This window comes from Solimonas variicoloris DSM 15731, assembly GCF_000382285.1.
Classification (GTDB): domain Bacteria; phylum Pseudomonadota; class Gammaproteobacteria; order Nevskiales; family Nevskiaceae; genus Solimonas; species Solimonas variicoloris.
The window spans coordinates 26,038-51,575 of sequence record NZ_KB907943.1 but is presented as its reverse complement, the minus strand read 5'-3'; the positions used below and the strand labels follow the sequence as shown (position 1 = coordinate 51,575).

The 25,538-nt window shown below is 61.6% G+C and carries 20 protein-coding genes, 1 tRNA gene and 2 pseudogenes; 16 read left to right on the top strand and 7 right to left on the bottom strand.

Annotated elements, in window-relative coordinates; translation table 11 throughout:
* Positions 1–241: transposase (locus H149_RS0116375; protein WP_020650852.1), on the bottom strand; the 241-nt coding region annotated here is incomplete at its 3' end.
* A 58-nt stretch (positions 242–299) separates the two neighbouring features.
* A pseudogene (locus H149_RS24425) lies at positions 300–596 on the bottom strand (MobA/MobL family protein); the annotation flags it as partial.
* A 342-nt stretch (positions 597–938) separates the two neighbouring features.
* Here H149_RS24425 and H149_RS23415 point away from each other — a divergent pair.
* From H149_RS23415 to H149_RS0116370, 5 genes are all read left to right on the top strand, one after another.
* The gene (locus H149_RS23415) at positions 939–1,133 is read left to right on the top strand and encodes a hypothetical protein (protein ID WP_154654882.1); all 195 of its coding nucleotides are present in this window, start codon (positions 939–941) and stop codon (positions 1,131–1,133) included.
* Positions 1,134–1,226: 93 nt separating this feature from the next.
* A complete protein-coding gene (traD, locus tag H149_RS22885) occupies positions 1,227–1,673 on the top strand; it encodes a conjugal transfer protein TraD (protein ID WP_083931068.1) in 447 nt (148 codons plus the stop codon).
* A gap of 239 nt (positions 1,674–1,912) precedes the next feature.
* Positions 1,913–2,401, top strand: coding sequence for a Panacea domain-containing protein (locus H149_RS22385; RefSeq protein WP_051101888.1), 489 nt, complete (start codon positions 1,913–1,915; stop codon positions 2,399–2,401).
* Positions 2,379–2,846 (top strand): hypothetical protein, encoded by a 468-nt coding sequence (locus H149_RS23405; protein ID WP_154654880.1) that lies wholly within the window; start codon positions 2,379–2,381, stop codon positions 2,844–2,846. The genes H149_RS22385 and H149_RS23405 overlap by 23 nt, the downstream gene beginning before the upstream one ends.
* Before the next feature lie 93 nt (positions 2,847–2,939).
* A tRNA-Ile gene (locus H149_RS0116370) sits at positions 2,940–3,048 on the top strand.
* 787 nt (positions 3,049–3,835) lie between these two features.
* Here the strand turns inward: H149_RS0116370 and H149_RS23400 are convergent.
* Genes H149_RS23400 through H149_RS22880 form a run of 3 tightly spaced genes read right to left on the bottom strand, consistent with a single transcriptional unit; the run spans position 3,836 to position 6,271 of the window.
* Positions 3,836–4,198: a hypothetical protein gene (locus H149_RS23400; protein ID WP_154654879.1), complete on the bottom strand. Its 363-nt coding sequence runs from the start codon at positions 4,196–4,198 to the stop codon at positions 3,836–3,838.
* The gene (locus tag H149_RS23395) at positions 4,195–4,890 is read right to left on the bottom strand and encodes a hypothetical protein (protein ID WP_154654878.1); all 696 of its coding nucleotides are present in this window, start codon (positions 4,888–4,890) and stop codon (positions 4,195–4,197) included. Before H149_RS23395 ends, H149_RS23400 begins: the two co-directional genes overlap by 4 nt.
* A 16-nt stretch (positions 4,891–4,906) precedes the next feature.
* Complete coding sequence (locus tag H149_RS22880) at positions 4,907–6,271, bottom strand: tyrosine-type recombinase/integrase (RefSeq protein ID WP_083931066.1); 1,365 nt, start codon at positions 6,269–6,271, stop codon at positions 4,907–4,909.
* 493 nt (positions 6,272–6,764) lie between these two features.
* Between H149_RS22880 and H149_RS24120 the strand changes: the two are divergent.
* From H149_RS24120 to H149_RS0116320, 8 genes and pseudogenes are all read left to right on the top strand, one after another.
* Positions 6,765–7,022 (top strand): annotated as a pseudogene (locus H149_RS24120) (transposase); the annotation flags it as partial.
* A gap of 216 nt (positions 7,023–7,238) precedes the next feature.
* A complete protein-coding gene (locus H149_RS0116350) occupies positions 7,239–9,536 on the top strand; it encodes a type I restriction-modification system subunit M (protein WP_020650848.1) in 2,298 nt (765 codons plus the stop codon).
* Positions 9,537–9,538: 2 nt separating this feature from the next.
* Positions 9,539–10,663, top strand: a complete 1,125-nt coding sequence (locus H149_RS0116345; protein ID WP_039749265.1) for a DUF4062 domain-containing protein — start codon at positions 9,539–9,541, stop codon at positions 10,661–10,663.
* Entirely contained in the window at positions 10,660–12,066 is a 1,407-nt protein-coding gene (locus H149_RS0116340) for a restriction endonuclease subunit S (RefSeq protein ID WP_020650846.1), read from the top strand. Before H149_RS0116345 ends, H149_RS0116340 begins: the two co-directional genes overlap by 4 nt.
* Positions 12,063–13,529: an ATP-binding protein gene (locus H149_RS0116335; protein ID WP_020650845.1), complete on the top strand. Its 1,467-nt coding sequence runs from the start codon at positions 12,063–12,065 to the stop codon at positions 13,527–13,529. The genes H149_RS0116340 and H149_RS0116335 overlap by 4 nt, the downstream gene beginning before the upstream one ends.
* A 144-nt stretch (positions 13,530–13,673) precedes the next feature.
* The gene (locus tag H149_RS0116330) at positions 13,674–16,688 is read left to right on the top strand and encodes a type I restriction endonuclease subunit R (protein ID WP_020650844.1); all 3,015 of its coding nucleotides are present in this window, start codon (positions 13,674–13,676) and stop codon (positions 16,686–16,688) included.
* Between the two features lie 411 nt (positions 16,689–17,099).
* On the top strand, positions 17,100–17,969 hold the full coding sequence (locus tag H149_RS22375) for a TIGR04325 family methyltransferase (protein WP_020650843.1): 870 nt from the start codon (positions 17,100–17,102) through the stop codon (positions 17,967–17,969).
* A gap of 79 nt (positions 17,970–18,048) precedes the next feature.
* Positions 18,049–19,161, top strand: a complete 1,113-nt coding sequence (locus H149_RS0116320) for an alpha/beta hydrolase family protein (protein WP_169518368.1) — start codon at positions 18,049–18,051, stop codon at positions 19,159–19,161.
* Positions 19,162–19,594: 433 nt separating this feature from the next.
* Here the strand turns inward: H149_RS0116320 and H149_RS21415 are convergent, their stop codons facing one another.
* Entirely contained in the window at positions 19,595–20,305 is a 711-nt protein-coding gene (locus H149_RS21415) for an SDR family oxidoreductase (protein ID WP_281167596.1), read from the bottom strand.
* A 144-nt stretch (positions 20,306–20,449) separates the two neighbouring features.
* Between H149_RS21415 and H149_RS0116310 the strand changes: the two genes are divergently transcribed.
* The 3 genes from H149_RS0116310 (at position 20,450) to H149_RS0116300 (ending at position 24,096) form a co-directional block, all read left to right on the top strand.
* Positions 20,450–21,343 (top strand): AraC family transcriptional regulator, encoded by an 894-nt coding sequence (locus tag H149_RS0116310; RefSeq protein ID WP_020650840.1) that lies wholly within the window; start codon positions 20,450–20,452, stop codon positions 21,341–21,343.
* Between the two features lie 350 nt (positions 21,344–21,693).
* Positions 21,694–22,923, top strand: coding sequence for a metallophosphoesterase (locus H149_RS0116305; RefSeq protein WP_020650839.1), 1,230 nt, complete (start codon positions 21,694–21,696; stop codon positions 22,921–22,923).
* Positions 22,924–23,322: 399 nt separating this feature from the next.
* Positions 23,323–24,096 (top strand): SDR family oxidoreductase, encoded by a 774-nt coding sequence (locus H149_RS0116300; RefSeq protein ID WP_020650838.1) that lies wholly within the window; start codon positions 23,323–23,325, stop codon positions 24,094–24,096.
* Here H149_RS0116300 and H149_RS22370 read toward each other — a convergent pair.
* Positions 24,084–25,436, bottom strand: a complete 1,353-nt coding sequence (locus tag H149_RS22370; protein ID WP_020650837.1) for a GGDEF domain-containing protein — start codon at positions 25,434–25,436, stop codon at positions 24,084–24,086. The genes H149_RS0116300 and H149_RS22370 overlap by 13 nt on opposite strands.
* Positions 25,437–25,538 lie beyond the last annotated feature (102 nt).

Sequence of the window (25,538 nt, the reverse complement as noted above, 5' to 3'; positions counted from 1 at the left end):
GCACCTCGCGCTCCAGCTGCTTGAGCCGGTCCTGCTCGGCCGTCGTCACGCCGGGCCGCAGCCCGTGGTCCCGCTCATGCCGGCGAACCCACAGCCGCAGCGTCTCGGCCTCGCAGCCGATCTTCGCCGCAATCGACTGGATCGCCGCCCACTGCGATCCGTGCTCGCCACGGTGCTCGAATACCATCCGCACCGCGCGCTCCCTGACCTCCGGTGAATACCGCGTCTGCTTCTTGCTCATAGCTCCATCCTCTCAAAGAGTGGAGCCTCCGAGATAGTCGGGGCGGTTCAATCCTCTGTTCTGGGCTGAGTTCATGAGGCAGTGCGATCAGGAATTCACGCGCGACCGTGGAGTTCTTGCGCTTCTCTGTTTTCTCGACCTGGTTCCAAAGGGTGGATTGATCCTTGGCCCATGCAGGTGAATTCTTGGGCAGCAGGATTTCAGAATGAGCGAGGCCTGGGCGTTTGCTGTAGTCATATCTCAGGCCAGTGCCTTCATCCAGAAAATTATCCCTGGCCCGATAGGCAGCTTTTGCGACCGCTGAATGTCCAGCAGACCGGGAAAAAGTTTTGACCTCACACCTATAAATTGCCATCCATTTTGCAGACCTAAATAACAAGGGAAAATCTTTCGCTTCTGCTGTTGGGGTCAAGGGGGCTTCATCCCCTTGCGCGGGCAAACGGCTTCATCGTTTGCATAACCGCGCTTTACGCTTCGCTTTGATGTGGCTTTTGAGGGCCACCCTTGTTCTTTGGATCAACTCCGGTTCTTACATATATGGTGACTCCTTTTCACCGACCGGCAAGGTTTTTCTCTGTTACAAGAAAAAGTCAGAAATGCAAATTTTTGGGCCACATTCATTGTGGCAACAAAGCGCCTCCCGCTTGACTCTTTTTTCTCGTCCGTCATCTTGGGAAATAACTACTAAGGTGGGTTTATGAGCGAAGTGGACGATGTGAAAAAAGTTTTGAGAAGAATTCAGCACAGGGCAGACACACTGCTTCATGAACTCAATACCGGAGCTAAACGGCGATCTGATCTTGTCATCACGAAAGAGCCTCAGAAGTTTGTGACCGAAGCACAGAACCTAGATAGGGCTTTGCAGGGTTTGCCTGTGAGCCATGTGGTTTAGGCAAGATTTGGCCCTGCGAAGCAGAAACAGATGCCACGGCCTTGATCTTTTTCATCTTCGAGTCATCTTGGGATCAAGAACCATAGATGAACGATGAAAATTGAAGCCCAGATAGAACGACTGACCAAACAGCTAAAAAACAAGAAGGCCCGCCTTGCATCGAAGAAGCTGGCCGAGAGAAACAGAAAGCGGGCACATGACCGAAGGGTGAGAGATCAGCGCATCTACAAGCTCGGTGGCATGGTCGAGAAAATGGGCCTTGATACACTGGATGATGATCTGCTGCTAGGCATGCTTTGCCTCATGAACAGGAACGCGCACAAGCCTTCCTGGTGCAGAAAATTCCTTGAGCTTGGCAAACCATACCTAGCCATCGGAAAGAAGCTGCCACGGCCTTCTGTGCCTTCTGATGAAAGGATCAAGGCAGCGACTGAGGGGTTTTACAGTGCGGAGCCTGAAGAGATCAGGCAGTCAGTAGAACAGCCCGCTATAGAGCCATCATCTTGGGTTTCAGTCGAAGATGGACAGCAAGGAGCTTGAAGCCGTGCTGGCTGTGGTTCGCCGAGTTCTGGAAGAAAACCATGCGTACTACATGGCCCACCCTGACTATCCCATGCCTAAGCCATGTATGTGGCCGGATGAATTGACGGGGGAGATTAGGGCCGAACTTGCGGGAACATTCGTCACAAAATCGCCTCAAAACCACTCGACCAAAACCGCATCAGGATTGACTGAAACTTGACCAAACGATATACTTAGTGTAAGCGAGGAAATGTGCCGTGAAAAAAGCAATCGACGTGGCGAAATGGCTCATCAACAGGACTCATGCTGATGATGAAGTTGGCGCCGCCATTACCCATCTGAAAGTTCAAAAGCTTCTGTATTACACAGAGGCTTGGTCTCAGGTGCTGCGCGGCAAACCGTTTATGCAAGAAGATTTCCAGGCTTGGGCGCACGGTCCTGTGGTTCAGGAAGTCTTCGATGTTTTCCGCGACAAGAAGTGGGAGTCCCTCCCACCTCAGCAGCTTGACGTCGAGTTCGATGATGAAGAGAGAGAGCTTCTGGAACAGGTCTACGACGTTTATGGCGAAATTTCAGCCAAGAAGCTGGAAGCGATGACACATGGCGAGAGACCTTGGATTTCTGCGCGCAATGGGCTGCCAGCAGAAGCAAGGTGCAATGCAATTATCAGCAAGGCTTCGATCAAGGAATTCTTCCAGGATAAGTACAAAGAAGCCTTAGCCGATGAAGAAAATTCCCAAGGATAAAATTCATTCCGAACCCGAAATCAAACTATCAGATATTGAATCGAAGGTTCTTGGCGTTTCTCCCCACAAAAGCAAAAACGTAGAAGTTCCGTACATTGCCCTTAAGTATTACGATTATGGATGGCAATGTCTTTCCGCGTGGGAGAAGGATGAGCTGAAGGCTTTTAGCTCATTTTCCGAGAAACTCGGCCAAGTGACTTGGCAAAAAATATTCGAGTCTGGCGGCTCGCTCGGAAAGAAAACGGGCTTTGGCTATACGAAGTTAGATGAAGCGAAAATTGCCCAATCTGCTGCAACCCATATCAAGAAGGTTAAAGACAAGATATCGGCCGACATCAACATCTTCGAGTTGAGAGTGTCGGGAGACATGAGAGTCGTAGGCTTTCGAGCGAAAGAAACCTTCTTCTTGGTTCTGCTGGATAGGGCGCACGCAGTTTGCCCCTAGAAGGGCCTTGTAAGCCGCCGCATGCCAATGCATGATCTTGCCATGCTCATCGCAACCAATACCTTCCTCATATGTCCGTGCGTGCATCTGCATGCCCGGATAGCTCAAAGGTAGAGCAGCGGCCTTATAAGCCGATCAGTCCTTCGGACTGCTTCGCCAGATTAGCGACAGGTTGTGGGTTCGAGTCCCACTCCGGGCACCACCTTGATGATGGTGTTTCTTTGGGCCGCATGCGCCGGCCAGATTTCCTGCTTTTCTCCAACTCACGAGCGCTAGCTCGTGCCTGCAATCGTTCGGAAAAATTTCCGAAAATCTTATAGGGGCCCATTGCATTGGCCCCTCGATTTTCACTCTCGTGAAAATCTACCCCCTCCGCTTGAACAGTGCCTTGCACTGTTCAAGTCCGGTTCTTCCGTAGTGGGAAAAGCTTCCAAGGGCTGAACCCATGCTGAGTAAGCGAAGCCTTGCCCGCAAGGGTTTGGCTGTGCCGAAAAGGGACAGCCAAAGGTCGGCCATCCCTGCTGGCAGAAGCAGGGTTCAAGCAACCTTGGACCCTTTTCTATTCTTCACCTTGCGGTGCGCCTGGGTTCCTTAGTTTCTGCACAGGCCCAGCTTACCGACCGATGCCATGCTGGCGAAGCAAAGCATCCATCTAAAGCTAGTGACCACAGCGGCAGACCTTTCGGGCTTCTCTGTTGCTGTCATGGGTATCCCCGCTTTTACAGCACATCACAATCAGGCCAAACCGAGACAAAGAACATCATCCTAGGGACGTACAAACCTGGTTGCTGCGGGATTAGGAAGTTTTATTTCCCCATAGCTCGCAATGACAAGCTATGAGATTTTGCCGGGAAGTCAACGGGCAACAAAAAACCCAGCCATCGAAAGTTGCGAGCTATGAGGGGCTGGGCTTTGATTTGTCTGTGTGGTTGGAGCCATCAGGGAGACAATCTCAGTATTGCGGAAATTTTTTGGTCGTCAAGCGCTTCTCATAGAAGTGGGCCCGCTTTCTTCTTGGGGTTGCTCTTTTGCAGGTGTGGCTTGTCCAGCACATCAGCCTTGATGATGCTGTTCTGTAACTCTGCTTTAGCCTCCGCAATTTCTTCCGGCGAGAATTCAACGCCTAGATATTCATCGCCTGGGTCTTCCGTGACTACCTCATGCCAGACCTGATAGACGTTGCCATCGAAAAAGACTTCCAGTGTGCCAGTCAGCGCTTGCCCACCGCCAAGCAATTCTCGAAATTTTTCAGGATGTTTTTTCAGTAGCGCCCTGATCAAAGCTTCATCGACGTCCTTGTCTGGGAACTGATCTGGTTGAAGCAGAATGATTTCAAGACTATCTGGGGTCATAGCAGCTCTCTTTTGGCGGGCTTTGGTGCAGGGCCTTCTTCCGTTTCGCGTGCCCTGAGCTTCTTTGCAGTCTTCTTGTCGATATTTTCTTTGAGCGTCTGGGCGGCAATGCCTCGTATAAAGTTATCCAAGGTAGTCGCTGGGCCATCTATCGTTGCGTCATAATCATCGTAGATGGGCAGTAGCCATCGAAGCGCCTTCCTTATTTCTTCTGGAGCTTGCACTTTGATGTAATCGGCAAAAATGGACGCCTTCTTTCTTCCCAACTGCTCCTCTAGCATCTTGCGAAGAGAAATGCTGGAGCCAGCAGGAATGTCAGATAGTGCGCTTTTTACGTGTACCTTATTGATGTGCATTTCAATATTTTCTTCGCACATTGCCCGGTAATCCTCCAGAAGCTCCAAATAATCTGCGGTGGCTTCATTCATCGAGGCAGTCGAAAAATTTATTTCAACCATCTGCAGCATTTCGACGGGCAGCTTTTTCTGAAATTTCTTATACAGTTTCAGAAAAATGGGCTGCATCGGCCGCACCCATATTTCCCAACCAGTCTGATCCAATTCAAGTACAGCACTCATGTCGGTTGTAGCATCCCATGAGCCATCAGGGGCAGTGCTGAACTTTGTTGTATTGAAGACGTGCAAGGCGCATTTTTGCCACTTGAGCACGTTTTCATCGGTAATGATTTTCATGGTCGCCCTGATTTTTCTAAGTGGATGAACCCTGCAAAAGTGCCAACAGCTTCTCTTTGAGAAGGGGGTTATTTGCTGCCGCCTGCACATCTGAAAGTAATTTATCTGGTTCAGCTACTTCTGGGTCAGATTGGCCGGACAAGCGCTTTAGCCGTGCTTCTCGGACTTCATATGCCGGCCTCAGTGCATCAACCTTGGCCTTGATGGCGAAGTATCCGACCGTTACGTCTTGATTGATGCCTGCATGGTTCATTGCCGACTTCACGAGGAACAGATTGCTCCCTGTATCTCCCACCAGTTCAGAGGCAAATGTTCTTCTCAAGTCATGGGGGCGAATGGTGAGGCCGCTTTCCTTGGCAAGCATTCCCAGCACATTCCTGACGTCTACAAGGGACTTGCCTGCTACACGTGATGCGAACACCCAATCACCCTCTCTGTCTCCATTTTTTTCAATGCGAGCCTTCACAATTTCTACGGCCCAAGGGGTCAGAGGGAAAAAGTGGTCTCGCTTGTTTTTGGTGTTCCTTCCCCGAAACACGGCCACGGCGTTCTTGAAGTCGATATCACTGGTCGTGAGCTTCTGCGTTTCTGTCTTTCTGCCACCCCACAGCAGCAGGCACAGCAGGTAGTCAGCGGTCACACTGACCGAGAACCTTGGATCATCTCGAAGCTTCATCAGTGCCTTGAGCCATGCTTGGCCTGCCGCTTCACCTGTTGGCAGGATTTCTTCTCGACGCTGAACTAGCTGGGGTCTTTTCCATTTGCGCCACAGAGAGAATGGATTGCCTGAAATTTGCAGCTTCTCGGCCTCGAACGCATATGCAGCCCTGCTATAGCGATAGATGCGCCAGCCGGTAGCTAGGTGTTTCTCAAACTGAGGTGCCAAGTCACGCTCAACCGTTTCGATCTTGATTTCATCGAACGGCATGTGCCACAGCTTTAAGGCTTGGAGCTTCTGCGCTGTCTTTTCCCGATCCCTGATGGTCAGGGCGGCGCTGCTGCTTGCCTTGATGGAAGCGTAGTCCAAGAAAACCTTGCCAAAGGTTCGCCGGCTCTTCTCCTGAGCTGCCAAGGTGGCCGCCTGCTGCTGCTTGATGCGCAGTAGGGGATCGATGCCTTCGGCCATCCAGCCGAGCCACACGGCGGCCTTCTTTCTGGCTTCCTCCACTGTCATGGCTGGGTAGCTGCCCAGCGTGCGCTTGACGGAGGTGCTGCCCCCCATCTTCCGCTGCACAAAGAAGCTGATGGCACCGGGCGACACCCGCACGCCAAAGTTCTTCTGCTTGGCGTCCCTGTAGATAGCATCTGCCTGCCGGTCGCTGGCAGTATCTAGCTTCTCAAGGAAAGCCCTGGTGATGGTGGGGCGTGCTTCAGTGTTCATGGGCCATCTCTATGGGGGCCATGTGATCTTATGGCTCCGTGATGGCTCCGGCAAGTAACGGATTTTAAGGGTTCTTGCCGATGCTCTCAGATTTGACGGCAGGAATTAAAGTGCTTTTATTCATGCAGTTATGATGAATTTGGCGGGGAATGACCCTCTTGCTGACAGATGCACAGAGGACTCATAATCTCTTGGTTGCAGGTTCGAGTCCTGCTGGGCCCACCAATAACCTAGAAAATCCCGTCCCGGTACTGTTTCGGTACAGTTCCGGAGCACAGCAGCATCTAGACACGCACGATGGCAGCCATCGTTCAAACGGAATCTCGGAAGTGGAAGGCCGTCATCCGAAAGACCGGATGGCCTGTCACGGTGAAGACGTTTCGACTCAAGCGTGATGCCGAGGATTGGGCTCACCAGACAGAGCGTAATCCTCCCCACCTGAGTGACAACTCGTAACCAGAGCTTTCTGGCATCGTAGCTGCCAGGAGGCATCATGAAGCAGTCGCATTTTACCGAAACCCAGATCATCACGATCTTGATGCAGGCTGACGCCGGCATGGTGATGAAGGATATCTGCCGCAAAGCCGGGATCAGCGAGCCGATGTACTACAGCTGGAAGTCGAAATACGACGGCATGGAAGCCTCCGATCTGAAGCGGACCAAGGAGCTGGAAGCCGAGCTGTCGCAGCTCAAGCGGATGTACGCCGACCTTGCGCTTGAAAGCCGTGCGATGAAGGATCTCATCGCAAAAAACTATAGGGCCGGACGCCAAGCGCACAGAAGCACTGCCCGTCGAAGTCGACACGTCGCTCACCTCGGAGCGGCTGATCCGCGTCTTCGAGCATCTGCGGCAGAAGTAAATCGCTCTGTCTGCAGGACATCCATCACATCGCCGACGCCCTAAAGCGTCCGATATCTCGTAGCTGAAGCTACAAATAAATCAAGAAAATCATCCAAGTACGAATACATGGATCAGGCGACCCACAACAAGATCGTTTCCTTCATCTGGGGCATCGCCGACGATGTCCTGCGGGACCTGTTCAAGCGCGGCAAGTACCCCGACGTCATCCTGCCGATGTGCGTCATCCGTCGCATGGATGCGGTGCTTGAGCCCACGAAGGCGGCCGTGCTCGACACCAAGAAGATGCTCGACGAAGCCGGCATCACGGAGCAGCGCGCGGCGCTGTGCGATGCCGCCGGGCAGGCGTTCTACAACACCTCCAAGTTCACCCTGCGTGACCTGAAATCCCGCGGCAGCCAGCAGCAGTTGCTGGCGGATTTCGAGGACTACCTCAACGGGTTCTCGCAGAACGTCCAGGACATCCTGGAGAACTTCAAGTTCAGGAATCAGCTGCCCACCCTGTCCCGCTCCGACTCGCTCGGCACGCTGATCGCCAAGTTCCTGGATCCCGAGATCGACTTCTCCCCGGCGGGCATCGATAACCACGCCATGGGCACGGTGTTTGAGGAGCTGGTCCGCAAGTTCAACGAAGAGAACAACGAGGAAGCCGGCGAGCACTGGACGCCGCGCGACGCCGTCCGCCTGATGGCCAACCTCGTGTTCCTGCCGATCGAGGAGCAGATCAAGTCCGGCACCTACATGCTGTACGACTGCGCTTGCGGCACCGGCGGCATGCTGACGGTGGCCGAGGACACGCTGACCCGGATCGCGGCAAAACACGGCCAGCAAGTGCGTAGTCTGCTCTACGGCCAGGAAATCAACCCGGAGACCTACGCCGTCTGCAAGGCGGACATGCTGCTCAAGGGCGAGGGCGAGAACGCCGAGCACATCGTCGGCGGCGCGGAGTGGTCAACCCTCGCGCACGACGCCTTCCCGGCCCAGGAATTCGACTTCATGCTCGCCAACCCGCCCTACGGGAAGAGCTGGAAGAAAGACCTGGAGGCAATGGGCGGCAAGGACAATATGCGCGACCCGCGCTTCCGGGTGACGCATGGCGATGAGCAGCTGTCGCTGGTGACCCGGTCGAGTGACGGGCAAATGCTCTTCCTCGCCAACATGGCGGCTAAGATGAACGGTAAATCCGCCCTGGGCAGCCGCATCGCCGAGGTCCACAACGGCAGCTCTCTGTTCACCGGCGACGCCGGCCAGGGCGAGAGCAACATCCGCCGCTGGATCATCGAGAACGACTGGCTGGAAGCCATCGTCGCCCTGCCGCTAAATCTGTTCTACAACACCGGTATCGCGACTTACATCTGGGTACTGACCAACCGCAAGCCCGAGCACCGCCGCGGCAAGGTCCAGCTGATCGACGCAAGCGGGTGGTTCAAGCCTCTGCGCAAGAATCTGGGCAAGAAGAACTGCGAGCTATCCCCGGAAGACATCGAGCGCATCACGCAGACCTTCCTCACCTTCAAGGAAACCCCAGAGTCGAAGATCTTCCAGAATGAAGCCTTCGGCTACTGGAAGGTCACGGTGGAGCGGCCGCTCCGACTACACAGCCAGCTCACGTTGCAGGCCATCGAAACCCTGCGCTACGCCTCTGGCGACGAGGACATCCGTGCACAGCTCTTCGAAGAGTTTGGCGACGCCCTGACGAAGCAGTTCTCGACCATCGAAGCGTCCCTGGAAAGGCGCCTGGCTGAATGGGGCACCGATGATGACGACGGCGAGGACGAGGACGGCAGTGCGAAGAAGGGCCTGCCTGAGAAGAAGCGCAAGAAACTGCTGGACCCGAAGACCTGGTCCCGCGACGCAAGACTGGTCGAGATCGCGATGCTGCTACGCACCGAACTGGGCGGGAACCTGTTCGATGACCACAACATCTTCAGGGATCGCGTCGCGGCCGTTCTGAAGAAGGCCGATGAGAAGATCCCTGCCGCCGATCTCAAGGCGATCCTCAAGGCCGTGAGCTGGCGCGAAGAATCCGCTCCGCCAGTGATCGCCAAGATCCACAAGCCCGGCAAGGTCGCCGCCGACCCGATGCGGGGCCTGTACGAGAAGACGGTAGACGGGAAACCCGCCGTCGTCGAATACGAACCAGATTCCGACCTGCGCGACACCGAGCAAGTCCCGCTGCTGGCAGAAGGCGGCATCGAAGCCTTCATCCGTCGCGAGGTGCTGCCATACACGCCGGACGCCTGGATCAACGAAGACGCCACCAAGATCGGCTACGAGATCAGTTTCACGCGGCACTTCTACAAACCCAAGCCGCTACGCACGCTCGCTGAGATCAGTGCGGACATTCTCGCCATCGAGAAAGAAGCGGAAGGCTTGCTCGACGGCTTGCTCCAGCTGGAAGTCTGAACATGGCGAATTCGAGCAAGCTGCGCGTGATGATCTCCAGTCGTTGCAACGACTGGTTTCCCGCAGGGCAGAAGTCCACCACGCTCACAGACATCCGGAAGATGCTGAAGCGCGAAATCGAGGCGATGGAAGTGGCCGGCAAGCCGACTTTCGAAGTCTGGATCAATGAGGACGCGCCGCCGCGGGGCGGCACGTGGGACTCCTGGGACACCTGCATCGAAGCAGTGAAGGATTGCGACATCCTTCTGGTGCTCAGCAACGGCAACGCGGGCTGGGCGCAGACCGGCGGCGAGATTGGCATCTGCCACACGGAGCTGATGACTGGTCTAGCTACCGCGCCTGCCAAGATCCGCCTCATTGACCTAGGACCAAATTCGCCGAGCACCGGCGATGAAGGCGCACGCAACAAGCGGTTTCAGGACTACGTGCAAACCCAGAGCCTGTTCCGCGGCGCGCCAGTCAAGACGATTGATGATCTCAAGGCGCGCGTGAACGATGCACTCCACGATGCCGTCATCAGCCTCACACAAGCAGGCGTCCGCGAAGCGGCGAAAGGCAAGTTCCATAGCGGTGCGGCCCTAGATTGGTCCCGTCTGGACTTTGCGAGCCGTGAAACGGCCATGATCCACGCAGCGCGAGGCACGCTCGCGGCCCGCACAGGATCGTCAGAGAGCGATGGCAGTCTGTTTGTCCGTCTCAACAAGCACGACGTGCTCGTCGAGGTTCATGCGATTCCAGCCGCGCTCAGCGTCGCGGCGGCGCGCGAGCGGGTCGGGCAGCCCTTCCTGCGGGACCATCAGTCGGTCGCGGCTCTGACCGGCAAGCGTGGTGGGCCGGTACATCTGATCGCCTGCCACAAGACAGCAACCGAAAGTCAGGCCGCCAAGCTGCTTGGATTCCCCGATGCGACGCTGGTTGCCGCACCCTTCGGCATCTTCGCGGCTGACCCGGTGCAGAAGGTGCAATTCGCTTTTGTTACCAACTGCCGTGACGAGACCACCACACGCCACGGCGTTCAGCGCTTTCTGGAGTGGCTGACGCAAACCGGTGAAGAGAGGCTGCTCGTTGAACGAGCGCTAGCACGCGCAAGAATTGTGCGGGCCATCGCCAAAGAGGTGTCGGCGTGATTGGCGATCTCAAGCCCTACTCTGACTACAAGGACGCGGGGCTGCCGTGGTTGGGACAGGTTCCCGCGCACTGGGACCTAAGGCCGGCGTTCGGGGCGTATGAGCCGAACCGTGAGTTGAATCGGGGGATGAAAGAAAAAACCGTGCTCTCTCTGAGCTACGGACGAATCATCATCAAGCCGCCCGAGAAACTGAGGGGGCTCGTGCCGGAATCATTCGAGACGTATCAGATCGTCAATCCTGGCGACCTTGTACTTCGCACGACAGACCTGCAAAACGATCACACCAGCCTTCGAGTCGGGATAGTTCGTGATCGTGGGATCATCACATCCGCTTACCTCGCGTTGCATGTGAAGCCGGATGTCCTGCCGGAGTTCGGATTCCAATTCCTAAATGTCTGGGATGCAAGCAAGGCGATCTATGGCTACGGCTCTGGGTTGCGTCAGAACCTCGATTTTTCACACTTCAAGCGGATGCCGGTCGCGGTGCCGCCGGAGGCGGAGCAGGCGGCGATTGTGCGATTTCTGGACTGGGCGAACGGGCGGCTGGATCGGGCGATTCGGGCCAAGCGCAAGGTGATTGCGCTGCTGAACGAGCAGAAGCAAGCGATCATCCATCGCGTTGTGACCCGCGGCCTCGATCCCGATGTTCCCCTCAAGCCCTCCGGCATTCCGTGGCTCGGGGATATTCCGCATCATTGGGAAGTTAGGCGCGCCAAGCAACTTTGCAAAGCGATCATCGACTGCAAGAACAGAACTCCTGAGTTGGTGGACGGAGGGGATTACACAGTCGTACGCACAACAAACATTCGGAATGGTCGATTTAATCCGAAGGGCTCCTTTCCAACAGATCGCAGCAACTACGCGATCTGGACGCAGCGCGGTGCGCCTAGACAGGGAGATGTTTTCTTTACCCGTGAGGCACCAGTAGGAGAGGCCTGCCTTGTGCCTAATCTGGGCAACCTGTGCATGGGTCAACGGATGATGTATTTTCGGCCCGACACGGCGGCGCTGAATGCGAACTTCCTGTTGCACAGCATTTATGGACCTATCGTTCGGCGCTATATCGAAATCGAGGTGAACGGAAGCACGGTAGGGCACCTTCGACTAGGGCAAGTTACAGGGCTTCCGTTGCTCTGGTGTCCGGTCGACGAGCAGGAACGCATCGTCTCCTTCGTAGAAACTGAGTCGCGGCCGATTGATGTGACCATCTCCCGCCTCGAACGCGAAATCGAACTCCTTCGCGAATATCGGACCCGCCTCGTCGCCGATATCGTCACCGGCAAGCTGGACGTGCGCGATGCAGCGGCGCAGCTGCCCGCTGAAGTAGCCCCTGAAGCCGTCGAAGACGAGGCCGAGATCGTGGACGAACTCGACGCTGAAGCCGAGGACGCTGCTGTATGACGTCCGATCGTACTCCGGAATACCTTGCTGGCCTGGTGCGGGAGCTGTGCAAGCTGCCGCGCGAGACGGAGTGGCTTGAGTTCAAAGGCAACAACTCGGACCCGCAGGAGATCGGAGAGTACCTGTCGGCACTGGCCAACGCGGCGGCATACAGCGGTAAGGCGTTCGCGTATCTGATCTGGGGTATCGAAGACGGCACGCATCGCGTGGTTGGCACGCGCTTCTCGCCCTCTGCCGCGAAGAAGAGCAACGAGCCGCTGGAAACCTGGTTGCTGCGGATGCTCGTGCCGAAAATTCACTTCCGCTTCCATGAACTAACTCTGGACGGTCAGCCGGTCGTATTACTGGAGATCGGCGCGGCATTCCGGCATCCGCTGCGCTTTCAAAACGAGGCGTTCATCCGCATTGGGGCGGTGAAGAAGCCGCTCAAAGACGCGCCGGATCGCGAGCGTGAGTTGTGGCGGGTGTTCGACCAAACACCGTTCGAGCGCGGCACGGCGATGGAGCGGGTTCAGGCCGAAGAGGTGTTGCGGCTATTGGATTACCCGGCTTACTTCGATCTACTCGAACGGCCTTTGCCAGCGAACCGGGACGCCATCATTGAGGCCCTGTCAGACGATGGTTTGATAGAGACCTGCGAGGCGGGCGGCTGGTGCGTTACCAATCTCGGTGCTGTGCTGTTCGCGAAGCGGCTGGAGGACTTTCCTGGCCTGCGCCGCAAGGCGGCACGCGTGATTCAGTATCGGGGCAAGAGTCGGGTCGAGACGCTGAAGGAACAGGTGGGCGGCAAGGGCTACGCCAGCGGCTTTGAGGGACTGATCGGCTACATCAACGGCCTGCTGCCATCGAACGAGATCATCGGCCAAGCTCTACGTCGTACGGTGCCGATGTTCCCCGAGCTGGCGGTTCGCGAGCTGGTGGCGAATGCGCTGATCCATCAGGACTTCTTCGTGACCGGCGCGGGACCGATGATCGAAATCTTCGAGGACCGCATCGAGATCACCAACCCCGGCGAGCCGCTGGTGGATACGCAGCGCTTCGTGGATACGCCGCCCAAGTCCCGCAACGAGGCCCTGGCCTCGCTGATGCGCCGCTTCCGGATTTGCGAGGAGCGCGGCAGCGGCATCGACAAGGTGGTCTTCGAGGTGGAGTTTTACCAGTTGCCCGCTCCCCTGTTTGAAGCTCCGCCAGGGTTCACGCGAACCGTGCTGTTCGCACACAAATCCCTGACGGAGATGAGCAAGGCGGACCGTGTTCGCGCCTGCTATCTGCACGCCTGCCTGCGCCACGAGATGCGGCAGCCGATGACCAATGGATCGGTACGCGAGCGCTTCGGGATCGAAGAAAGGAACAAGGCTGCGGCGTCACGGTTGATTCGTGAGGCCTTGGACGCGGGCAAGATTCGGCTGGTCGACCCAGAGGTCGGCGACAAGCTCCGGGCCTATCTGCCGTTCTGGGCATGATCAGGGGGAGCGGATTTGGTTGATGGGTGGTTGATGGGCGCTTAGGGTACGGGGTGATGGCGCCGGGTGGGGCCAGCAAAAACAGGTAGTTAGGAATCCCCTCTTGGTTGATGGGTGGTTGATGGAGCACCGAGGAGACGGCGTTTGAGCATCGACACCAGCGAAAAGGGCCTGGAGACCCTGATCATGCGGTACATGACGGGCACCGATGGCCTGTCCGTGCCGGCCGGCAAAGCGGCAGAGGATGCCCCGGCCTACGGCAGCGGCGGCTACCTGGCGGGCAGCCCGAAGGATTACGACCGCGCACAGGCGCTGGACGTGGCGCAGCTGTTCGCCTTTCTGCACGTCACCCAGCCGGAAATGTTCAAGAAGCTGGAGATGGCCGACCCCAGCAACCCCAAGGACATCAACCGGCTCAAGTTCCTGACGCGCCTGTCCACCGAGATTGGCAAGCGCGGCGTGATCGATGTGCTGCGCAAGGGGCTGGCGCACGGCCCGCTGAATTTCGATCTGTTCTACGGCACGCCGTCCGCCGGAAACGAGAAGGCGGCTCTGCTGCACAGCAAGAACCGGTTTTCGATCACCCGGCAGCTGGCGTACAGCAGCGACGAGACCCGTCGCGCGCTGGATCTGGGCCTGTTCATCAATGGCCTGCCGGTGGCGACGTTCGAGCTGAAGAACAGCCTGACCAAGCAGACCGCGGCCGATGCGGTGGAGCAGTACCGCCGGGATCGCGACCCGCGCGAGAAGCTGTTCGAGTTCGGTCGCTGCGCGGTGCATTTCGCGGTAGACGACAGCGAGGTGCGGATGTGCACGCACCTCAAGGGCAAGGGCTCGTGGTTCCTGCCGTTCAACAAGGGCTGGCAGGATGGCGCTGGAAACCCGCCGAATCCGAACGGCCTGAAGACCGATTACCTGTGGAAGGAAATCCTGACCCGTAACGGACTGACGGACATCCTCGAAAACTACGCGCAGGTCGTCGAGGAAAAGGACTCGAAGACCGGCCGCAAGAAGCGCGTGCAGGTCTGGCCGCGCTATCACCAGCTGGACGTGGTGCGCAAATCGCTGGCCGACGCTCGCGCGCACGGTGCGGGTCGGCGCTATCTGATCCAGCACTCGGCGGGCAGCGGCAAGTCGAACTCGATTGCCTGGCTGGCACACCAGCTCATCGCCCTGCGTCGCGACCACGCCGAGGTGTTCGATTCGGTGATCGTGGTGACGGACCGTCGCATCCTCGACGATCAGATCCAGAAGACGATTAAGGGCTTCATGCAGGTGGGCGCGACGGTGGGGCATGCGGAGCGCTCGGGTGATCTGCGTCGCTTCATCCAGGAAGGCAAGAAGATCATCGTCTCCACGGTGCAGAAGTTCCCGTTCATCCTCGACGAGATCGCACTCGACGCCGGCAAGCGTTTCGCGATCATCATCGACGAGGCGCATTCCAGCCAGGGCGGCAAGACCTCCGCCGCGATGAGTGCGGCACTCGCGGGTTCCTCTGGCGACGAAACAGAGGAGAAGGACCCGGAAGACGCCATCAACGAGGCACTGGAAGCACGCATGGCGGCGCGCAAGATGCTGACCAACGCAAGCTACTTCGCGTTCACGGCCACGCCGAAGAACAAGACGCTGGAGATATTCGGCGAGGCGCTGCCGCCGGACGCGGAAGGCAAGGTCAAGCATCGGCCGTTCCATAGCTACACGATGAAGCAGGCCATCGAGGAGGAGTTCATCCGCGATGTACTGAAGAGCTACATGCCGGTCGACAGCTACTACAAGCTGGTCAAGAAGACTGAAGACGACCCGGAGTTCGACACCAAGAAAGCGAACAAGAAGCTCCGTCGCTACGTCGAGAGTCACAACCACGCGATTCGCCTCAAGGCCGAGATCATGGTCGATCATTTCCATGACCACGTACTCGCTGCGGGCAAGATCGGCGGCCAGGCGCGCGCGATGGTGGTCACCAGCGGCATCGAGCGGGCGATTCAGTACTTCAACGCGTTCAAGGCCTATCTGGTCGAGCGCAAGAGCCCGTACCAGGCGATCGTGGCGTTCTCCGGCGAGCACGAGTTCAACGGGGCCAAGGTCAGCGAGGCCTCGCTCAACGGCTTCCCGAGCAACGACATCGCGGACAAGATCCAGAACGACCCGTACCGCTTCCTGATCTGCGCCGATAAGTTCCAGACCGGCTACGACGAGCCACTGCTGCACACGATGTACGTGGACAAGGCGCTGTCAGGGGTCAAGGCTGTGCAGACACTGTCGCGCCTAAACCGCGCACACCCGCAGAAGCACGACTGCTTCGTGCTGGACTTTCAGAACAACATCGATGGCGTCACACAGGCGTTTCAGGACTACTACCGCACCACGCTGCTGGCCGACGAGACGGATCCGAACAAGCTGCACGATCTGAAGACCGCGCTCGACGGTGCACAGGTTTACTCGCCCGAGCAGGTGCAGAAGTTCGTGGCGCTATTCCTAGGTGGTGCGGAGCGTGATCAATTGGACCCTATTCTCGATACCTGTGTCGCGGTGTACCTCGCGCAGCTCGACGAAGACCAGCAGGTCGAATTCAAGAGCAAGGCCAAAGTGTTCTGCCGCACTTACAGCTTCCTGTCCTCGGTCATCTCATACAACAACCCCGGCTGGGAGCGTCTGTCGATTCTGCTGAACCTGCTGCTACCGAAGCTGCCGGCACCGAAAGAAGAGGATCTGTCGAAGGGCATCCTGGAAGCCATCGACATGGACAGCTATCGGGTCGAGAAGAAGGCGATTCAGAAGATCGCACTCGCTGATGTCGAAGCCGAGATCGAGCCAGTTCCGACGGATGCCGCCGGCCGCAAGGCCGAGCCCGAGCTGGATCGGCTGAGCAATATCCTGAGCACCTTCAACGAGCAGTTCGGAACACTATTCTCCGACACCGACCGGGTCGCCAAGCGCATCCGCGACGACATCGCGCCCAAGGTCGCAGCCGATGCGGCCTACCGCAACGCGCGGGACAACACGCCCCACACCGCCCGAATGGCGCATGACCTGGCGCTGGGCAAGGTCATGCAGATCCTCCTGAAGGACGACACGCAGGTCTACAAGCAGTTCGTCGAGAACGAGTCGTTCAAGCGGTTTGTTGGCGACATGGTTTACGCGATGACGAATCCGTCGTGATGGTGCGTCTCGCTGCCCGACTCATAATCTCTTGGCTGCAGGTTCGAGTCCTGCTGGGCCCACCACTCCCGCACAGCGGCGCCCGCGTGGCGGGAATGGAAGTTTTGAAACGCCTTCAAACTTCGGCGTTCCGACGTCCAGCCCGAGACCAGCGGCGGTGACGCAACCGGCGCGGACCGTCGTTCCTCCTGCAATCGCGAAGATGCGGCGCGCGCGATAGACCATTCGACCGGCGGCGCGGAGACAGCGGACTTCGCCGGCGGGCGCTGACCGCTGTCCGCTCGGACATCAGCTTTTGCAGTCGCGATGTCCGGGGCGGCGCAAAGCGCGCCCGCTGCGTGGGGTGGCGCACGGTGGCACGCGGGGCGACGGGCGAACCTCCCCGGCCATTGTTGTCTGCCCGTGACGCCCATGAAGCTCGCCGACGATCACTCTCAGGCTGCGCCGGCCGCGCCACCGCCGCAGCGGATGCCGCGGCTGTTCTCGCGCGCGGTGGATGCGAGTGCCGGCATCGGCTGGATGCGGGCGCTGACGGAGCGCGTCTATGCGCAGCGATTCAACCGCTGCACGGCGCCGGTCCGCCTGTTCCGCGGCCTCTATCCCAGCTTCGCGGCGGCACGTCGCGATATTCCGCCGCAGCGTCTCGAAGGCTATGACCACGCCGAGGCGGCGGGGCGCGTCGCCCATGATCGCTTCCGCGTGTTCGCCTCCGATTATCCGGTGCTGCTGTGGCTCAGCCGTCTGCTGCCGGACACGCGTCTGCTGCTCGACTGGGGCGGCAATATCGGCATCAGCTACTACGCCTACCGGCGCTTCCTGCAGTACCCGCCGGGCTGCGTCTGGATGGTCAGCGACGTACCGGCGGTGGTCGAACTGGGGCGCCGCATCGCCAAGCGCGAAGGCGACGCCGCATTGCAGTTCACGACCGGCCTCGAGCGTCTCGCCGACGCCGATGTCCTGCTGGCGGCGGGATCGCTGCATTACATCGAGACGCCCTATGCGGCGCTCGAGGCCGCCTGGCGACGGCCACCGCATCTGCTGATCAACAAGTTGCCGGCATGCGCGGCGCCCGATGCCGTGACGCTGCAGAACATCGGTCCGTCGATCTGTCCGATGCATCTGTTCAATCGCGACGCCTTCGTCGAACGCATCGAGCGGCTCGGCTATCGGCGGGTCGACGCCTGGGAGAACGCCGATCTCGGCTGCCGCATTCCGGGCTATCCGCGATACCGCATCGACGCGTACAGCGGCTTCTATTTTCGCAGCGCCGCGGCATCGTAGACCACGCGGCCACGGTCACGCGCGGATGCCGATGGAACAGCGCTCGCCCGAACGACGGCCCCCGACGATCATCCGCGACATGAGCGGATATGCCGTCGCTCTGCTCGCGGCCCTGGCGCTCGTCGCCTTTCTGTGGCGCGGCGCCGGCATGACGGCGCGCGCCGCCGGACCGTTCGCGGTCGGCACCTCGCGTCTGTCGCTGCGGATGCCGGCCGCAACCGCGTCGGCCGACGTCCGACTCTGGTATCCGAGCGCGCCGCGCCGCTGGACCGACGCGCTCAGCGGCAGCGCGCCCGGCGCGCTCGTCGACGCGCCACCGGCAGCGGCGGGCCGCCCGTTCCCGGTGCTGCTCTATTTCTCCGGCTGGCCCGAGACGAGCATCCAGAACCGGCGTCTGATCGCCGCGCTGGTGAGCCAGGGATATGCCGTCGTCACCGTCATCTACCCGCCGGCGGCGACAGGCCGCGCAGCGACAGCGTTCATGGATTTCTCATCGGCGGCCACGTATCGCGCCAGCCTCGCGCGCGCCGACGCCCGGGTCCGCGAGCACGCGCGCGATGCCAGCGCCGTGCTCGACGGGCTCGCCGCGCTGGACGCGGGCACGCCGCCGAGCCCGTTCAGGGCCATGCTCGACCTGCGCCGCGCCGGCATCTTCGGCTACTCGTTCGGCGGCGCCGTTGCGGCGCAGGCCGCGTGCCGCGACGCGCGCTTCAAGGCAGCGGTCAATCTCGACGGCTGGCAGTTCGCCGAGGCCGGCCGCGACGGCGTGGCACAGCCGTATCTGCTGGTCAGCGACGATGCCCTGCCGTCCGCCGCCGCGCTCGCGTCGGCCGATGCCGAGATCCGCTATCGCGCGCAGCTCACGCAGGAGGACTACGAGCGCGCGCTCGCGCACTTCGCGCGCCACGGCGGCTATCTGCTGGTGCTGCGCGGCGCCGGGCATGCCGACCTCGGCGACGACGGGCCACCGTCGAAGCGCGCGCTGCTGACCGGCGGCGATTCGACGACGCGCCTGCAGCGCATCGTCGCGACCTACGTGCTCGCCTTCTTCGACCGCCATCTGCGCGCCCGCGACACGCCGCTGCTCGCGCAAACGCCGCCCCGGTATCCGGACGCGCGGCTGCAGGCATGGCCACGCCCAGCCGGCAACCGCGCCGATCCGGCCGATCGCTGCGCCAGCGATGGAAGCTGAGCTGCGGCGCCATGCGACGCGCTCGAAGCGCAGCTCCGGCCCCTCCGCGACCAGACTCGGCGGCACGGGCTCGTCATCGAGCAGCAGCGCAGGTTCGTCGCAGAGCGCAAGACCGGTCGGCATCGCGCCGATCCAGCCGAAGCCATCGGCCGGCTCGGCGCCAGGCATCGGCGCCGACAGCCTGAGCACGGCCCGATCGCCGTCGGCCTGCAAATCGACCGGCAGATCGCGCAATGCGGACGGCGGCTGTTCGGCGATGTGCGCGATCGCCGCGGGCCCTCGTGGAGATCGCGCCGCCACCGCTTTGCCGGTGCTGCCTTCGCTCTGGATCAGCACCGTCACCTCGCTGTCGGCGATGCGATCGAGCGGCACCTGGGCACTCCGCATCGCCGGCGCGGCCGGCGGGCGCGTGAGTCCGGCTGCTGTCGCACCCTCAAGCCCGCTGACGGTTCCGCACCAGCGCCACGGCGTCGGCGCCGGCCGGGAAATGCAGCTGGCCGGAGAGGTCGTTGGCGGCGCGCCACACGGCCTCGGCGACGTCGCTGGCCTGCGTCACCGACTCCACTCGCGAGAAGCCGGCAAACACCTCGTGGGCGTAGGCCTCGTACGGCGGTGGGATCAGGCCCTGCATGCGCTGCTGGCCGTTGGCGGCGAAGCTCGTTGACGGACCGTAGCCGGGTTCGACGATCTTGACGCGGATATCGAAGGCGCCGAGCTCGCGCTGGAGCGACGCGGAGAATCCTTCGATGGCGGTCTTGCTCGCGGTGTAGGCGGCGACGAGCGGGAACGGCGCCAGCGTCGTGCTGGACGTGACGTTGACGATGGTGCCGGCCCGGCGCTCGCGGAACTGCGGAAGGACGGCCTGGCACATCGCCATGACGCCGAAAGTGTTGGTCTCGAAGATCTCGCGCACGGTGGCCATCGGCGTGGCCTCGAACGCGCCGAGCAGGCCGATGCCGGCGTTGTTCACCAGCACGTCGATCGGGCCTGCGGCCTGCAGCGCCTGCGCCATGCTTTCGGGCCGGGTGACGTCGAGCGCAACGACGCGCAGCCGCTCCGACGCGGGCAGCAGGTCCTGCCGCGGGGTCCGCATGGTCGCGATGACCTTCCAGCCCTGCGCGAGAAAATGCCCGGCGGTGGCCAGGCCTTAACCGGACGAGCAGCCCGTGATCAATACCGTTTTCATGTCGCACTCCGCGTTTGTGATTGATGCAGCGGAGACGATGGTAGGCAGCCGAACCCGGATGATCGACAATTATCCGTCCATATTTATTTAGCGATCGTCCGGATGAGCGACCCGCTGTCCGAAGTGGTCCAGCTGCTGCGTCCGCGCGCGGTGTTCTCCAACCTCATCAGCGGCAAGGGCAGCTGGGCGGTGCGCTACGCCGAGTACGGGCAGCCGAGTTTCTGCATCGTGCTCGACGGCGACTGCCGGCTCGCAGTCGACGGCCACGAGGCGGTGACGATCAGCGCCGGCGATTTCGTGCTGCTGCCGACGACGCCGGCCTTCACGATCTCCAGCTTCGCGCCGGCGCCGCCCGTGCATCTCGATCCGCATCAGGTCGCCGGCGGCGGCGAGCTGCGCTACGGCATGGCCGGCGGCACACCCGACATGCGTTCGCTCGGCGGCGCGTTCACGTTCGATTGCGCCGATCCGCGTCTGCTGGTGGCGCTGCTGCCGACCATCGTGCACGTGCGGGGTTCGGCGCGGCTGACGCAGCTCGTCGGGCTCGTCGGCGAGGAATCGGACGGCCGCCGGCCCGGCAGCGCGTTCATGCTGTCGCGGCTCGTCGACATGCTGCTCATCGAAGCGATGCGCGCGACGACCGCCGGCGGCGCGCCGCCCGGCCTGCTGCGCGGGCTCGGCGATGAACGGCTCGCCGTTGCATTGAAGCTGATGCATGCGCAGCTCGCCCGCTCCTGGACCGTCGACCAGCTCGCCCGAGCCGCGGCGCTTTCGCGAACGAGCTTCTTCGAGCGCTTCACGCGGATCGTCGGCATGGCGCCGATGGAATATCTGCTGTCGTGGCGCATGGAGATCGCCAAGGATCTGCTCAGGCGCCGGGAGTTGAACGTGTCGGAGATCGCCGAGCGCGTGGGCTATGGCTCGGCCAGCGCCTTCAGCGTCGCCTTCAGCAAGAAGGTCGGCGTCTCGCCCGGCCGGTTCGCGCGCGGTGCTTGAGGAAGCGCTGAGGCATTCCGTCGTCGCGAGGCCGCGCGGCATTGAGGCAGGCCTGAAAAACGCCGTCATCGCGAGGCCGCGCAGCGGCCGTGGCGATCCGGACGCCACCGGTGTCGTGCATCGCGGGATCGCTTCGTCGCCGACGGCGCTTCGCCATGACAATGGATGCGTTTTCAGCGGGTCCTTAAGCCGAAGTGCCGGCAGCGCCTCCGGCTTCCGTCAGCGCATGGAAATAGATTTGTCAGCCTGACGTCATAAAAGCTTTCAATACTCCCGGTCCCGTTTCCGCTCGCTCACCTGCCGCCGCCCTGGCGCGCGGGGCGACGCCAACAGCCGAGGAGATCATCGGGATGCGCTTTACCACCCTTTCCATCGCGGTCGCCGCAAGCGCCATTCTTTGCGGATGCTCCGGCGGCGGCAACGACGCCCCGCAGAAGGCCGTGCTGGCCGCGATCGGCGATTCGCCCTACGGCACCTCGCCGACCGATACCGCGCAGTTCGACGTCTATCCGCAGTTCATCGCCGCGATCAACGCCGATGCGGATGTCTCGCTCGTGCTGCACGCCGGCGACACGCACTCGGGCAAGCAGTACTGCACCGAGGCCTACAACCAGTCGATCTACGATCTGTGGACTTCATTCAAGGCGCCGCTGGTCTACACGCCCGGCGACAACGAATGGGCGGACTGCCACAAGGTCAAGGAAGGCGGCGGCAGCTACAACACCGCCACCGGGTCGATCGATTACGTGGTCGATGGCAACGGCAAGCTGGTGGACTACGCGGGCGGAGATCCGCTGGCCAATCTGCAGCTCGTGCGTTCGATCTTCTTCGCCAGCCCGGAGAAGGCCTTCGGCGGCACGATGGACGTCCATTCGCAGGCCGACGAATACGACACCGCGCATCCGGCGGACAATGCGTACGCCGAGAACGTCTGGTTCGAACGCGGCGGTGCGCTGGTCGTCTCGGTCAACATTCCGGGCGGCTCCAACAACGGCACGGACCCCTGGTACGGCGCCCCGTCGATGAGCCCGGCCCAGCAGCAGGACGTCGCCGGCCGCACCGCGGCGGCGCTGCGCTGGATCGACTACGCGTTCAAGACCGCGACCGAGCACAAGGACCAGGCGGTGCTGATCCTGACCCAGGCCGACATGTGGGATCTGGACGGCAAGGCCGCGGCGCACATCGCCGGCTATGCGCCGTACCTCGACAAGATCGCCACGCTCACGGCCGGCTTCGGCAAGCCGGTGCTGCTGGTCAACGGCGACTCGCACGGCTACCGCTCGGACAATCCGCTCAAGAGCGGCGCCGCCTGCGTGACCGAGGATTCAGCCGCGCCGTCGGAGATCGCCTGCACGGACGACGCCTACGCCAACCAGTCCGGCAACCGGTCCTCGTCCGCGGACGTCGAGAATTTCCATCGTCTGGTCGTGCACGGCAGCAGCGCGCCGCTGGAATGGCTGAAGCTCAGCATCGATCCAGCCGCGAACGCCGCCGCCTCCGACGACAAGGCCGGCAGCGGCGCCTTCGGTCCGTTCAGCTGGACGCGCAAGCCCACGAACCTGCCGCAAGCGAATTCGTAACAAGCGGCCTGCGCCGGCTGCAACCCGGCACCGCCCGCGACTCGCGGGCGGTGCCTTTTTTGTACGGCGCGCATGCCGACGTAGCGCCCGGCCGCCACCGCTCTCTGCTCTCTGCTCTCTGCTGTCTGTTTCCTGTTTCCTGTTTCCTGTTTCCTGTTACCCGCGACTCTCGCACGTTGCCCGTCCCTGGGGCCGCTCTGAAAAACACCGTCATCGCGAGGCCGCGCAGCGGCCGTGGCGATCCACAGCCGCCGCCGGCGTCGTGCCCCGCGGGACCGCTGCGGCGCACGACGGCGACCCGGCTTCGCGATGTAGGCGCCTTTGCCGAGGCCGCCTAGAATCGCGGGCTCGTGCGCGGCGTCCGCCGCGCCGTTCCCGCAGCACGGCGGAGCATCCGGCATGCAGAAGCTCGTCATCGTCACCGGCGCCGCGCAGGGCATCGGCCGCGGCCTGGTCCGCCACTTCCTCGGCGCCGGCTGGCGCGTCGCCGCGCTCGATCTCGACACCGAAGCGCTCGCCGATCTCGCCGCACAGCATCCGGGCGCGCCGCTGCTCGGCCTGCAGACGGACGTCGGCGACGAGGCGCAGGTCGCGGCCGCGTTCGCGACGCTCGCCGACTGGCAGCGCGGTGCCGCTCAGCCGGCGGGCGCGGACCTGCTGGTCAACAACGCCGGCATCGCCGATCCGCACAGCGGGCCGATCGAAGCGCTCTCGCTCGCCGGCTGGCGGCGCTGGCAGGACAGTCACCTGACCGGCGCCTTCCTATGCACGCGCGCCGCGGTGCCGGGCCTGCGCGAGCGCGGCGGTGCCATCGTCAACATCGCCTCGACGCGCGCCCTGCAGTCGGAGCCGGACTGCGAGGCCTACGCCGCCGCCAAGGGCGGCCTGCTGTCGTTCACGCACGCGCTGGCGATCAGCCTTGGCCCGGCGATCCGCGTCAACGCGATCTGCCCCGGCTGGATCGAAACCGGCGCCGAGCAGAAGCCGGCGCGGCGACGCGCAGTCGCGCAGCGGGATGTCGACCGCGCGCAGCATCCGGTCGGCCGCGTCGGCACGGTCGACGACATCGCCCAGGCGGTCGCCTTTCTCGCCTCGCCGCAGGCCGGCTTCGTCACCGGCCAGTCGCTGGTCGTCGACGGCGGCATGACGCGCAAGATGATCTACGCCGAGTAATCCGGCATCGATTCGCTCGCCGCGCCGCTGGCGACGACGACGCGATCGCGGCCGCCGCGCTTGGCCGCGTACATCGCGCGGTCGGCGCGCTCCAGCACGCGTTCGAGCTCGTCGCCGCGCCCGGCGCTGCAGACGCCGAGCGAAGCCGTGATGGCCAGCGCCCCGTCGCCGAGATCGGTCCAGGCCGCGCACGCGATCGCCGCGCGCAGGCGCTCGGCCAGCGCCGCGCATTGCGCCGGCTCGCACTGCGGCAGCAGCACCGCGAACTCCTCGCCGCCGAGCCGCGCGAACGTGTCGCCCGGCCGCAGCAGCGGCTGGACCACGTCCTTCACGGCGCGCAGCACGCCGTCGCCGGCGGCGTGGCCGTAGCGGTCGTTGACCGCCTTGAAGTGATCGAGGTCCAGCATCACCAGCCCCAGCGGCGCACCGCTGTGCGTGGCGCGGATCAGCTCGCGCGCGGCGGCGGCGACGAAGGCGCGGCGGTTCGGCAGGCCGGTCAGCTCGTCGGTCGACGCGTGCTGCTCCAGCGTACGCGTCTGGCGCAGGCGGTGCGTGATGTCCTGGATCTGGGCGATGAACTGCAGCGGCCGGCCGTCAACGCTGCGCAGCAGCGAGACATCGAGCTGGATGTGCACGACGTAGCCGAAGCGGTGCAGGTAGCGCTTTTCGAGCCGGTAGCTGCTGCGCTCGCCGTACAGCAGCTGGCTGATGCACAGCTCGTCCTGCGCCAGATCATCCGGGTGCGTGATCTCGCGGAAGGACTTGGCCAGCAGCTGGCCTTCGGCGTAGCCGAGCATTTCACACAAGGCCTGATTGGCGCTCAGGAACGAGCCGTCGAGACTCACCGTCGCCAGACCGATCGGCGCGTTCTGCAGCGTCAGCCGGAAACGCTCGTTGCTCTCGGCGAGCGCGGCATGGCTCTCGCCCAGCTCGGCATTCAGGCGCCGCAGCGTGTCGCCGGTCTCGCGATGGAAGCGCAGCAGCGCCGTCGCCTTCGGCAGCAGCGGCCACAGCAGCGCCGCGGTGGCGAGCGAGGCGGCGGCGGTGACGACCTTGACCGACAGCTCCAGCCGGTAGACCGGCACCCACAGACTGACGATGTCCAGCAGGTGCCCGGTGCCGCAGGCGAAGATGAACAGACTGAACATGCCGAACATGCTGTTGAAGTGCAGGCTCGGATTGCGGCGGATGAAAACCAGCAGCGTGAGCGGCACCGAATAGTAGGCGAGCGCGATCAGCGCGCTGGACACGACGTGCGTGACGACCAGCGTCGGATCCCAGGCCAGGCAATAGCCGTGCGGCAACAGCGCCAGACCGGCCGCGGACGCGAACCCGTTCATCCCACCCACCTCGCTTGCGCTACTCCCCCGTTGCGCAGATTGCGGCGCCTGACGCGAAAACCTGAGAGGACTCGCGATCAGCGGTCGGATCTGCCGATCAGG

Excerpts from the sequence above, each read along its gene's own strand:
- H149_RS23415 (WP_154654882.1), top strand. The coding sequence starts at position 939 with ATGAGCGAAGTGGACGATGTGAAAAAAGTTTTGAGAAGAATTCAGCAC.
- traD (WP_083931068.1), top strand. The coding sequence starts at position 1,227 with ATGAAAATTGAAGCCCAGATAGAACGACTGACCAAACAGCTAAAAAAC.
- H149_RS23405 (WP_154654880.1), top strand. The coding sequence starts at position 2,379 with ATGAAGAAAATTCCCAAGGATAAAATTCATTCCGAACCCGAAATCAAA.
- H149_RS23400 (WP_154654879.1), bottom strand. The coding sequence starts at position 4,198 with ATGACCCCAGATAGTCTTGAAATCATTCTGCTTCAACCAGATCAGTTC.
- H149_RS23395 (WP_154654878.1), bottom strand. The coding sequence starts at position 4,890 with ATGAAAATCATTACCGATGAAAACGTGCTCAAGTGGCAAAAATGCGCC.
- H149_RS22880 (WP_083931066.1), bottom strand. The coding sequence starts at position 6,271 with ATGAACACTGAAGCACGCCCCACCATCACCAGGGCTTTCCTTGAGAAG.
- H149_RS0116350 (WP_020650848.1), top strand. The coding sequence starts at position 7,239 with ATGGATCAGGCGACCCACAACAAGATCGTTTCCTTCATCTGGGGCATC.
- H149_RS0116345 (WP_039749265.1), top strand. The coding sequence starts at position 9,539 with ATGGCGAATTCGAGCAAGCTGCGCGTGATGATCTCCAGTCGTTGCAAC.
- H149_RS0116335 (WP_020650845.1), top strand. The coding sequence starts at position 12,063 with ATGACGTCCGATCGTACTCCGGAATACCTTGCTGGCCTGGTGCGGGAG.
- H149_RS22375 (WP_020650843.1), top strand. The coding sequence starts at position 17,100 with ATGAAGCTCGCCGACGATCACTCTCAGGCTGCGCCGGCCGCGCCACCG.
- H149_RS0116320 (WP_169518368.1), top strand. The coding sequence starts at position 18,049 with ATGAGCGGATATGCCGTCGCTCTGCTCGCGGCCCTGGCGCTCGTCGCC.
- H149_RS0116310 (WP_020650840.1), top strand. The coding sequence starts at position 20,450 with ATGAGCGACCCGCTGTCCGAAGTGGTCCAGCTGCTGCGTCCGCGCGCG.
- H149_RS0116305 (WP_020650839.1), top strand. The coding sequence starts at position 21,694 with ATGCGCTTTACCACCCTTTCCATCGCGGTCGCCGCAAGCGCCATTCTT.
- H149_RS0116300 (WP_020650838.1), top strand. The coding sequence starts at position 23,323 with ATGCAGAAGCTCGTCATCGTCACCGGCGCCGCGCAGGGCATCGGCCGC.
- H149_RS22370 (WP_020650837.1), bottom strand. The coding sequence starts at position 25,436 with ATGAACGGGTTCGCGTCCGCGGCCGGTCTGGCGCTGTTGCCGCACGGC.